This window comes from Amycolatopsis sp. NPDC049252, from assembly GCF_043197175.1.
In the GTDB taxonomy this organism is placed as follows: domain Bacteria; phylum Actinomycetota; class Actinomycetes; order Mycobacteriales; family Pseudonocardiaceae; genus Amycolatopsis.
Window position 1 is genome coordinate 18,656 of the sequence record NZ_JBICSQ010000077.1, and the last position, 11,266, is coordinate 29,921.

Sequence of the window (11,266 nt, forward strand, 5' to 3'; positions counted from 1 at the left end):
CCGCCGGGACCGTTGCGTGCGCTCAAGGACTTCGTCTATGGACTCTATCTGCGCGCCGATGCGCCGACGCTTGACATGCTGGAGGCATGGATCGCGGCGGACGACGATCTGGCCGGGGCGCCTGATCGTGCGACTGTCGGACGCATTATCGGCGATACGAAGGTCCCGCCGTCTCAGGCAGGCGTCGTGGCCGTCGTCGTGGTGTTGGCACGGGCGACAGCGATGGATACGGCACACGCGGCCGAGACGGCGCGAGGCCTCTGGCAGGCGGCATGGATGGCCGCGCCGATCGGAAAGCCGCTCACGGAGGTCACAGATCCATTTGTGCTCGAGGTCCATCGCCCGATCGTCCTTGATGGTGCGGACGGCCTACCCGACCTGCCGCGTTACGTTCGGCGCCCGCACGACGATCGGCTCGACGAGATCGTGGCTCGAGCAGCGGACGGCAAGAGCGCGATGGCCGTCCTCGTCGCCGGATCGTCGGCGGGTAAGACGCGAACCTGCTGGGAGGCGCTGGGGCAACTGCGAGCAGCTGGTGGGTGGCGGCTATGGCACCCCTACGACCCGACACGTCCCGAGGCCGCGCTGGAAGCCCTGGACCAGTTCGGGCCAAGGACGGTGGTATGGCTCAACGAGACCCAGGAGTATTTGAAGGGTGACCACGGCGAACGAGTTGCAGCAAAGGTGCGGACCCTCCTTGCCGACACAGGCCGGGCACCCGTGCTGGTGCTCGGCACCCTCTGGCCTGAATACCACGCTGAGCTCACTGGTGACGCCGCCTCGCAAGTGCGACTCGTGCTGGACGGAACGATAGTCGAGGTGCCCGAAGCGTTCAGCGGCAACGAGTTGGCGGAACTGAAGGAATCTACGTCAGCGGACGCTCGGCTCGCCTGGGCGGCCGAGCACGCAGACGATGGTCAGATCACCCAATGCCTCGCTGGAGGGCCGGCTCTGCTCGAGCGGTTCTACACAGCAGGTCCTGCGGCAAAAGCGTTCATTCAGGTCGCGATGGATGCTGTCCGTATGGGGCACCACAACGCCCTTCCCCGTGAACTGTTGGAAAACGCGGCGGAGGCCTACCTAACGGATACACAGCTCAGCCAGCTAGAAGACAACTGGCAGGACCAGGCGCTTGCCGATATCTCAGCCCCATGCAAGGGCGCCTCCGGTCCAGTTGCCCGCATCCCGATGCGCGCGAACGGGCGAGAGCGGCGTAAGAGGAGTACCCGCCAGTCCGAATCCGCGGAACCCCTGTATCGGCTGGCTGACTATCTCGATCAGCACAGTCGTGTCCATCGTGCAGACCTGGTACCGCCCATCGGTTTCTGGACCGCGGCTGTGGCGTGGGCGAAGCCAGGAAGCTTGACGTCTCTTGCCATGTCTGCGTGGAACCGCGGCTTGTTCCGCGATGCCGCCGAGCTCAACAAAAGGGCGGCGAGTCTTGGTGGCGCTTTCGCTGCAAGCCAGCTCGTCGGGCAATTTCAGGACATCTATCCCGAAGATTTTCGAGTCGCGGAGTGGGCGGTGTCCCAAGTGGCTCTTGAGTCTCCCTTCGGTCTCGCCACACTACTAGAAAAACTGCATGCGATCGGTGCTGAAGGTAGCTTATGCACCCTCGCTTCTAAGGCGGCCGCAAGTTTGCCGTTGCAAGACAGCAGGGGACTCGGACACTTCTTGAAGAAGCTCATTCAGGTGGGTACAAGTTCTCAGGTCGAGTCATTTCTGGAGCGAGACCCAGCATCGTTTGTGAGTATGGACAACGCTGGCGATGTTAGATCCCTCCTGGAGGTACTTCTTGACATAGGTGCAACCAGGCAAATCGAATTGCTGTTGTCGCGTGATCCGGCCTCTCGTGTGGCCGTCGGAAATTCTTACAGTGGTGCAGGCGACCTGATCACCCTTCTTCATAAGCTTGAGGCAGACGATCAGGTTTCCAAGTTGGCGGCGCGTGCCGCAGCTGAGTCACCGTTGTTGCAGGCTTACGCTGTGGCCAACCTATTGGAAAAACTGGACCAGGCAGGCTGCGCCGGCGAGGTCGCCGTCCTGTTGGGGCGCCGGCCGGCTGCTCATGTCGTTGTAGATCTATCCACGGGCGCGGACAAGCTGATGGTTGTACTATATGGGTTGGGTGCACGCGAAGAAGTTGCTGTGCTTGCTTCGCGTGCAGCAGGCGGTGTGCCCATCAGCGATGGGTTGGCAGTTGCTCAACTATTGCAGAAGTTGCCTGCTGTGGGAGAGGGACGGCAATTGACTGCCCTTTTAGCGCGCGATCCTGGATCTCATGCTTCCTTGGATCGCTCGATTAGTGTTGGCTCGTTGTTGTCGGAGCTGTTTGCGCTAGGTGCTCGTGAGCAGGCGGCGGTGCTGGCAGAGCGTGCAGCCGCTGAGATTCCACTGCCCAACGTTTCTCAAGTACGATATCTGTTGGATATCTTGCTTGAAATTCGTGCCCATGATGCGGTTCGCGTTCTACTGGGTCGAGATTTTATTTCAAGTTCGAAACTAACGGGTTGGTTTAGTGGTGGTGGCCTAATGAGGCGGCTATACCTGCTTGGAGCGCGTGATCAGGCCGTCAAACTGGCCACTCGAATCGTGAGTGATAGTCCTCCGGTTGACCCTGGGGCGTTGTCCTACATCCTGGAGTCGTTCAATGCTGTTGGCGTTGCCAGGAAACTTGACGGAAGTTGGGGGCGTCGACTTGGAGATTCCGTTCTCCTCGATGACCCTTCGGCCGTGGCGGGGCTATTGAAAACCTTGCACGATTTGGGATACGGCGACGAGATTGAAGTCTTGGCTACCCGGGCAGCTGCCGGTGTGCCTTTGTGGAACTCGGCTCGTATCAGTGTCCTGCTGAAATCATTCGATGAATTAGGATTAGAGGAACAGATATCTATCCTGCTTGCAAGGGATCCTGCGGCGGGTGCAGCCGTGGCGGGTGGTGCCTACGGTATCGATAGTTTGTTTAAGGTATTGCGAGGTTTGGGACAAGAGCGACAGGTCAGCCTGCTGGCGCATCGGGTGCTTGCTGAACTTGACGACGCGAGGGCGGGAATCGAGCGCTTGAGGTTGTTAAAAGCGCTGTTTGATGTGGGCGCGGAAGAGGAGTATGCAGCGGTTCTGCAGCGGTGGAACGCCTCTGAGGTCGATCTCTCTGACCCTTCCGAGGTCTACGAGGTGTTGTCGACCCTGCGTGCCGTTGGAGCTGAGGAACAGATTGTGGCCCTCATTTCGCGAGATCCTGCTGGTCATGTCGGGATGGCGAATCCTTTTGGCATTGCAAATTTACTGCAGACTCTTCAGTCTCTTGGTGCCAATGGTCAAGTCGAGGCACTTGCTGCGCGGGCAGGATCGGAGGTTGTCATCCGGAGTTCGCATGGCCTGGGTATGCTCCTTGATCAAATGACCAAGGTGGGTGCTGTCGGAGCTGTCGCTGCACTGGTTGCCCGCGACCCAGCTCGAAATATAGTGCTTGGCAGGTATGTGAGCGCCGATTTTCTGCTCAAGAAGCTTCACGAACTTGGCATTGACAATCAGGTCACGATCCTTGCTGATCGACTGGCAGCATTTGCTCGGATCGATAATACTGATACATCGACCAGATTGCTCGAAGTTCTCCGCGCCGTCGGAGCTGACGACCAGGCCGATACTCTGGAGACGCGCTTAAAAGCAGCGTATGTGTGCAACGAGGAATGGAATCCGGCGGATCTTGCTGCTTTGACTCCTATGGACGTTGCCGAAGTTGTGACGGCGGTAGACGAACTTCCGGCTGCTGGACAGTTCGGAGACTTTCTCCGCGTGGGTGACCATGCTCGGCGCTTCCGGTTTGGGCGGGAGCCGGATGGTACCCCTGCCGAGCCGTGGAGCTGGGACGACCTGGCCTGAGCCGTCGCCGGGCGTGACCCCGGCGACGGCCCGGAATCAGGGCGTGACCGGGATGTTCGTCAGCCCGGACGTCGCGTTCGTGACCGTGTTCGACGCGTACACCACGTTCGGGTTGGCCGCGCACTTCGACACCGAGCTGATCTTGATCGCGTAGGCGCCCACGCCGCCCAGGTCGGACTTGTTGCCGCGCCAGACGTTGCCGCAGCCGTTGTCGAACGACGGTGACGTGCTCGTGTTGTGGTTCTCGTAGCCGTTCGCGAAGACCCCCGGTGGGGCGAACGTGCCCGTGTTGTTCTCGATCGTGTAGCCGATGCCCTTGACGTCGATCCAGGAGTCGGCCGAGTTCTCGCCGGAGATGCCGCGGCCGTCGAAGGTGTTGCCGCGGATCAGGCCGCCCGTCGTACCTTCCTTCACGTCGATCGGCTCGGCCGCGATGAACGGGCCGATGTGGTTGTCCAGCACCTGGATCCGGTCGCCGCGGTCGACGCCGCCGGAGTTGCCGTGGCAGGCCCAGTTCGAGTTCGCCGAGCCCAGGTAGACGCCCTCGCCGTAGCCCGGCTGCACCAGGCCCGTGTAGGTGATCGTCGAGTTCTTCAGGACGCTGTCGGCCGACGAGCGCCGGAAGTGCACCGCCTCCTCGTCGACGTGGTTGACGGTCACCCCGTCGATGACCGTGTGCGGCGAGTTGTCGACCACGATGCCCTTCTTGGACTCCTGCACGGTGAAGCCGCTCAGGGTCCAGTACGGCGCACTCGACAGCCAGAGGCCGTACCCGGAGTCCCAGCCCGCGGTCGGCACCGGGCAGTCCGGCGCGTCCCCGGACGGCCCGTCGTTGATCAGGATCGCGTTCGACGGCCCCGAAAGCGTGATCGGCTTCGCCGACGTCCCGGCCTTGGTGGTGACGAACGAGCCGCGGTAGGTGCCCGCCGCGAGCTTGATCGCCTGGCCCGGCGCCGCGTTCGCCAGGGCCGCCTGCAGCTGGGCGGCCGTCGAGACGTTCACGGTGTCGCCACTGGGCGGAGGCGTCGTGGTGGTGGCCGGCGGGGGAGTGGTGGTGGTCGTCGGGGTGGTCGTCACGGGACCGCCGCCCGCGCACGCCGCGCCGTTGACGGTGCAGCCCGCGGGCAGCCCGGCGCCGCTGACGTTGAACCCGAAGTCCGCGGTGGCGCCCGGCTTGATCACGCCGTTGAAGCCGGCGTTGGTGAACTTGTAGTGCTGCCCGGTCTGCGTCTTCACCGAGCTCCACGAGCTGCTCACCGACGTCCCGGCGGGCAGGTCGAACTCGACCGTCCAGCCGGTCGAGGCGGCGTCACCGCGGTTCGCGATGGTGTACCCGGCGCCGTAACCCCCGTTCCAGACGGAGGTCTGCGCGAAGGTGGTGGACAGGTTCGCCGCGGCGGCCTGCGCGGGGCCGCCGCCGGTCAGCGCGACGGCGACGGCGGCGGCCGAAACGGTGGCACCGCTCAGGAAAGCGGCACGGCGGAGCGGACTTCGTCGGAACACCCGTGACCTCCGGAAGAGGAGTTACAGCGAAGGTGTTGCGGCGGACACCCGGACTCGCCCTTTATAGGTCACGGATGTGACGTGCGTCAACAAACTGAACGCTTGTCACGTATGTGAAAGATCAGCCCGTGACGCTCGGCGAGCCCGTCTCGATGTGCCCGCTGAACCGGCGCAGGAACTTCGGGTCGGCGTCGAGCGTCGCGGACAGGTCGTACCAGCCGGACCCGTAGGTGACGGCGTTCCAGTCGTCCGTCACGGTCTGGCCCGCGGCCAGCGCGTACGTCCAGGGCCCGTCGGTGCGGTAGTGGTTCGCGGTCACCGTGACCTTGACGGCCGTCGTGCCGCCGTTGCGCAGGGTCAGCCGCAGCTTGTGGTCGGTGGTGTAGCCCGCGGTGACGTCGACGCCCGCGCCCGCGCTGTTCGCGTCCCCGGCGAAGACCCAGCGGAACCGGTTCGGGCCGTGCACCGCGACGCCGTACTTGCCGCCACCGTAGGCCTGGATCCGCCACGTGTCGCTGACCTGCGCGCCGGCGGCGACGTCGTAGCCCCACGGACCGTCGGTCTGCCCGTCGTTGCGGTACGCGGTCAGCTGGACGGCCGCGGTGCCCTGGTTGGCGAACGTCGTGGTCAGGATCTGGTGGTCGGCGCTCAGCGACGTCGTCACGAGCGGCTGGTAGGGGAGTCCGCGGGCCGGGCGGGTGCCGGCTTCCTGCACCGGGACCTGCTGCTTCCCGGTGGCCGGCGGCGCGGGCTTCGGCAGCTTGCGCTGGGTGTCGTCGGCCTGCTTGCGCAGTGCCGCCGTGTCCGGCAGGAGCGGGATCCGGACGTCGGAGGTGCCGAAGTCGAAGCAGCTCATCAGGTCGCCGCAGAGCGCGCGGCGCCACGCGCTGATGTTCGGCTCGGCGACGCCGGTCCAGCGCTCCAGGAACCGGATCACCGACGTGTGGTCGGTGACCTCGGAGCTGACCCAGCCGCCGCGGCTCCACGGCGAGATCACGGTCATCGGCACCCGGGCGCCGAGCCCGATCGGCTTGCCGCCGATGTACTCGCCCGCGGTGCCGGACGGCGCGATCGGCGGCGCGACGTGGTCGAAGAAGCCGTCGTTCTCGTCGTAGTTGATGAGGACCACAGTGGACTCCCAGAGCTTCGGGTTGGCCCACAAGGCGTTCAGCACGGTCTGGGTGTACGCCGCGCCGTCGACCGGCCGCGCTTCGGGGTGCTCGCAGTAACCGTAGGGCGCCACGATCCACGACACGCGCGGGAGCGAGCCGCTCGCGCAGTCGGCGGTGAACTCGCTCAGCACGTGGTGGACGTCCTTGCCCTGGCCCGAATCCGGGCCCCAGGTCTTGAAGACGCTGGCGCGCTTCGACAGGTCGCTCGCGTAGTCCTGGTGGTAGGCCTTGAACAGCCAGAGCGGGTTGTCGCCGTAGTCGCCGACGAACGAGCCGCCCGCGTCGCCGACCTCCTTGTTGGCGTACACCTTCCACGAAACCCCGTGCTGCTGCAGGCGTTCCGGGTAGGTCGTCCAGCTGAACACCGGCTTGTAGTCGGCCGGGTTGTAGTTCGCCGGGCCACCCGCCTTGCCGTCGGCGTCGATCGTGCCGGTGAACAGGTAGAGCCGGTTGGGCGTGGTCGGGCCCTGCACCGAGCAGTGGTAGTGGTCGCACAGGGTGAACGCGTCGGCGAGCGCCCGGTGGAACGGGATGTCGCCCTGGCCGAAGTAGCCCATGGTCATCTCGCCCTTGGCGGGCACCCACGCGTTGTTCGCGCCGCCGGCGATGGCCTGGTGCTGATCGGCCCAGCCGTGGCCGAGGTCGCCGAGGTCCTGACCGTCCACCTGGGACGTGTCGACGCGGAACGGCAGCAGGTACTTGCCGTCACCGCGGCCGGAATCGGGCTGGTGGAAGACGTCCTGACCGTTCGGCTGCACGATCGCCGACCGGTCGCCGAAGCCGCGGACGCCCTTCATGGTGCCGTAGTAGTGGTCGAACGAGCGGTTCTCCTGCATCAGGACCACGACGTGCTCGACGTCGGCGAGGCTGCCGCTCGCCCGCGGTTCGGCGAGGGCCTCGGCCATCCCGGGCGGCAGGGCGCCGAGGGCGCCGGCGGCGGCGACCCCGCCGAGGAAACTGCGGCGGGTGAGTCCGGAACGTTCGGGCGTCACGGGAGCCTCCAGGGGGACCACGGCAGGGCGATCGTCAGCCTAGATGATCGAAGCTGTTCGGAACTACCTACGTTCGGACGTAAACGAACATCAAGAGTTCATGTTCTGTTCGGTCCGCGGTGCGGTCCGGTGACACTTTCCGGTGACTTGGAGCTGAACCGCCGTCGCGCGGGGCATCTTCTCCGCACAAACCCCTGGCACACAGGGGATTTCCGGGAGGAGAGCACCATGAGGACCCGTATCGCCGTCATCGCGGCCGCAGCCGCGCTCACCGTTTCCGCGGCCGTCGCCACGGCCGCTCCGGCTTCGGCGGACCCCGTTCCGGGCAGCCCGAACCAGTTCTACGCCTACTGCTCGGTCGACGTGCTCGGCGTCCCGCTGGGCTGCACGGAGACCGACGTCGCCCACGCGTCGCACATCTGCGAGTACGTGGCCACCGGCGTCGGGCTCGGATTGGACTGCATCCTGCGCTGACGGTCCGGCGCTGACAATCCGGCGCTGACAATCCGGCGCAGAATCCGGCGCTGACGCGCGCCGGTTGCCCGAAAGTACCCGATGGTCCGGACCATCGGGTCATCGTCGGAAAATGTCCGACCGGTTAGCCTTGTTCTTCGCCAGGTGCCCGTGGATACTTTGTTGCCATCCACAACAAATAGGGTGCCGGTGAGCCGCCAGCCGTCGCCCGCGGAACGAGAGGGGCGACGACGATGTCGACCGAGAACTCCGCCCGATGGCGGCGGACCGCCCGCCTGCTGGTGGCGCCCGCGGCGCTGCTCGTGGCCGGCGCACTGGTGGCCGCACCGCAGAGCCAGGCCGCTTCGGCCGTCCCCGCCGACCTGCTCGCGAGCTTCAGCGACGACTTCGACGGCCCGGCCGGTGCCGGCGTCGACGGGTCGAAGTGGGGCCACGAGACCGGGGACAACGTCAACAACCACGAACGGCAGTGGTACACCGACGGCACCGCCAACGCGGCGCTCGACGGCCAGGGCCACCTCGTGATCACCGCGAAGAAGGAGAACAGCGGGAATAATTGCTGGTACGGGCCCTGCGAGTACACCTCGGCGCGGCTCAACACCTCCGGCAAGTTCTCCGCGTCGTCCGGCCACATCGAGGCCCGGATGAAGCTGCCGCGCGGGCAGGGCATGTGGCCCGCGTTCTGGATGCTCGGCACCGACATCGGCAGCGCCGGCTGGCCCAACTGCGGTGAGATCGACATCATGGAGAACGTCGGGTTCGAGCCGAACACGGTGCACGGCACCATCCACGGCCCCGGTTACTCCGGGTCGGCGGGCATCGGCGCCCCCTACAGCGGGCCGAACTTCTCCGACGACTTCCACACCTACGCGGTCGACTGGTCGACGGACCGGATCGTCTGGTCCGTCGACGGGAACGTCTACCAGACCCGCACGCCCGCCGACGTCGGCGGCAACCAGTGGGCGTTCAACCACGAGTTCTTCCTGATCCTCAACCTGGCGGTCGGCGGCTACTGGCCCGGCGACCCCGACGGCAGCACCCAGTTCCCGCAGCAGCTCGTCGTGGACTACGTCCACGTGAGCTGAGCGCGCGGTGCGGGACGGGCCCCCTGCCGGGTTGGCGGCAGGGGGCCTCTCGCGTCTTTTGGTACAAGGCTGTGACACTTCTGGTTCAGACCTGTCGAACAACCCCGACGGGACGGCGATCTTCCCCGGACAGAGTGACCGGTGTGCGCTCGAGCGGCGCACCCCGGTACCCGGAGGAGATCCATGGCCCGCTTTCGTTTCCCACCCGCCGCCGGCGGGTTCGCCGCCGCGGGGGCGGTGGCGCTCGCCGCGGCCGTCTGGGTCGTCTTCCCGCCGTCGGTGGCGGGTCGGGCGGTGCCCGCGCGGCCCGCCCTCGACCTGGCGCTGCCGTGGCCGGCGGCCGGTCAGGCCACCGCGGAGGTGCAGGGCCTGGGCTCGCTCGGCACCCACGGGGAGCGGACGCCGGTCCCGATCGCCAGCGTCACGAAGGTGATGACCGCCTACGTGGTGCTCAAGGACCACCCGCTCGCCCCGGGTGACGAGGGCCCGCGGATCACCGTCGACCAGCAGGCGCAGGACGAGTCGACGTCGGCCGAGGAGTCGTCCGCGCCGGTCCGGGCGGGCCGCGCGATCAGCCAGCGCGACCTGCTCGCCCTGATGCTCATCCCGTCCGGGAACAACGTCGCCCGCCTGCTCGCCCGCTGGGACGCCGGGAGCCAGGACGCGTTCGTCGCGAAGATGAACCGCGCGGCGGCCGACCTCGGCATGTCGAGCACGACCTACACCGGCGCCAGCGGCGTCGAGGATTCGACGACGAGCACCGCCGAGGACCAGCTCCGGCTCGCCCGCGAGGTGATGCAGGACGACGTCGTCCGCTCGCTCGTCGCCACGCCGAGCCTTCGCGTGGACGGGGTGCCCGGCGCCGTCGTCAACACGAACACCCTGCTGGGACGCTCCGGGGTGATCGGCTTGAAGACGGGCTCGTCGACCGCGGCCGGCGGCGCCCTGATGTGGGCCGCCCGGACACCGGGCGGCGCGCTGATCCTCGGGGTGGTGCTGCACCAGAACCCCGGCGGGACCCCGTCCGCCGGGCTGCAGGCCGCGCTGGCCACCAGCGAGACCCTCATCGCCGCGATCCAGCGGGAACTCCCGGCGGCCACCCGATGACCGCGGTGACGGAACCGATCACGGTGCCGCCCGTGCGTGCCGGGTCTTGGCGTCGCGGCCGGATCATCGCGGTGTTGGCCGTGCTGACGGCGCTGGTGCTGCTCGCGCACCCGCTGGTGCCGAACTGGGCGGGCAACGCCGGCAGCCTGCTCGAGACGTTCCTGCCGTGGGCCGGTTTGCTCGTGGTTCCACTGCTCGTGGCGGCGCTGATCCGGCGTTCGGCGCTGGCTCTGGTGGCGTTGCTGCTGCCCGCGCTCGTCTGGGGTGTGTCCTTCGGCGGCCGGGTCTTCGACAAGCGGGGCGCCGGCGGGGACTTCACGATCGTCTCCCACAACGTGAACGACGAGAACCCGGATCCGGCGGGCACCGCGCGGGCGCTGGCCGCGTCGGGCGCGCAGGTGATCGCCTTGGAGGAGCTGAAGAGGTCCGAGGTGCCGAAGTACGAGGACGCGCTCGCCGCGGCGTACCCGCACCACTCGGTGCAGGGCACCGTCGGGATCTGGAGCACCTACCCGATCCACGACACGGAACCGGTGGTGATCATGCCGTGGACCCGCGCGCTGCGGACCACTGTGGACAGTCCAAAGGGGCCGGTCGCGGTGTTCGTGGCGCACCTGCCGTCGGTGCGGGTGCGCGTCGACTCGGGCTTCACGGCGAACGGCCGCGACGCGGCGCTGGGTCTCCTCTCCGACGCCGTCGTTTCCGACCCCGCCCCGCGCAAGGTCCTGGTCGGCGACTTCAACGGCACCACCGACGACCGCGCCCTCGCCCCGATCACCGGCCGCATGCAGTCGGCCCAGGACGAGGTGGGCGACGGCTTCGGCTTCAGCTGGCCGGCTTCGCTGCCGCTGGCCCGGATCGACCAGATCTTCGTGACGGGCGCCCGCCCGGCGGCGGCCTGGACCCTCCCCGCCACCGGCTCCGACCACCTCCCGGTGGCCGCCACCCTGACCCTGTAGCCGTCGTGGGGTGGGGAACCGTTTTGTAAAAAGTTTTACACACCCCACCCCGCGGCGCGGGGGGCGGGCCGACGGGGGGTGTTTAACCCAAA

Annotated in this window: 6 protein-coding genes and 1 pseudogene; 5 read left to right on the forward strand and 2 right to left on the reverse strand. The window is 66.8% G+C overall.

Annotated features, from left to right (window positions below):
• Positions 1-12 precede the first annotated feature (12 nt).
• On the forward strand, positions 13-3,882 hold the full coding sequence (locus tag ACGFMK_RS40460; protein WP_392774706.1) for a hypothetical protein: 3,870 nt from the start codon (positions 13-15) through the stop codon (positions 3,880-3,882).
• Between the two features lie 36 nt (positions 3,883-3,918).
• Here ACGFMK_RS40460 and ACGFMK_RS40465 read toward each other — a convergent pair whose 3' ends face one another.
• Both ACGFMK_RS40465 and ACGFMK_RS40470 read right to left on the reverse strand, forming a co-directional pair.
• Positions 3,919-5,385: a cellulose binding domain-containing protein gene (locus ACGFMK_RS40465; protein ID WP_392774708.1), complete on the reverse strand. Its 1,467-nt coding sequence runs from the start codon at positions 5,383-5,385 to the stop codon at positions 3,919-3,921.
• A 121-nt stretch (positions 5,386-5,506) separates the two neighbouring features.
• On the reverse strand, positions 5,507-7,549 hold the full coding sequence (locus ACGFMK_RS40470; protein ID WP_392774710.1) for a phosphocholine-specific phospholipase C: 2,043 nt from the start codon (positions 7,547-7,549) through the stop codon (positions 5,507-5,509).
• A gap of 228 nt (positions 7,550-7,777) precedes the next feature.
• Between ACGFMK_RS40470 and ACGFMK_RS40475 the strand changes: the two genes are divergently transcribed.
• From ACGFMK_RS40475 to ACGFMK_RS40490, 4 genes and pseudogenes are all read left to right on the forward strand, one after another.
• Positions 7,778-8,023 carry a hypothetical protein gene (locus ACGFMK_RS40475; protein ID WP_392774712.1) on the forward strand — a complete coding sequence of 82 codons (246 nt, stop codon included), beginning with the start codon at positions 7,778-7,780 and terminating at the stop codon, positions 8,021-8,023.
• Between the two features lie 233 nt (positions 8,024-8,256).
• Positions 8,257-9,105: pseudogene (locus ACGFMK_RS40480) on the forward strand (family 16 glycosylhydrolase); the annotation flags it as partial.
• 186 nt (positions 9,106-9,291) lie between these two features.
• Complete coding sequence (locus ACGFMK_RS40485; RefSeq protein ID WP_392774714.1) at positions 9,292-10,215, forward strand: D-alanyl-D-alanine carboxypeptidase family protein; 924 nt, start codon at positions 9,292-9,294, stop codon at positions 10,213-10,215.
• Positions 10,212-11,174 (forward strand): endonuclease/exonuclease/phosphatase family protein, encoded by a 963-nt coding sequence (locus tag ACGFMK_RS40490; RefSeq protein WP_392774716.1) that lies wholly within the window; start codon positions 10,212-10,214, stop codon positions 11,172-11,174. Before ACGFMK_RS40485 ends, ACGFMK_RS40490 begins: the two co-directional genes overlap by 4 nt.
• Positions 11,175-11,266: the final 92 nt, after the last annotated feature.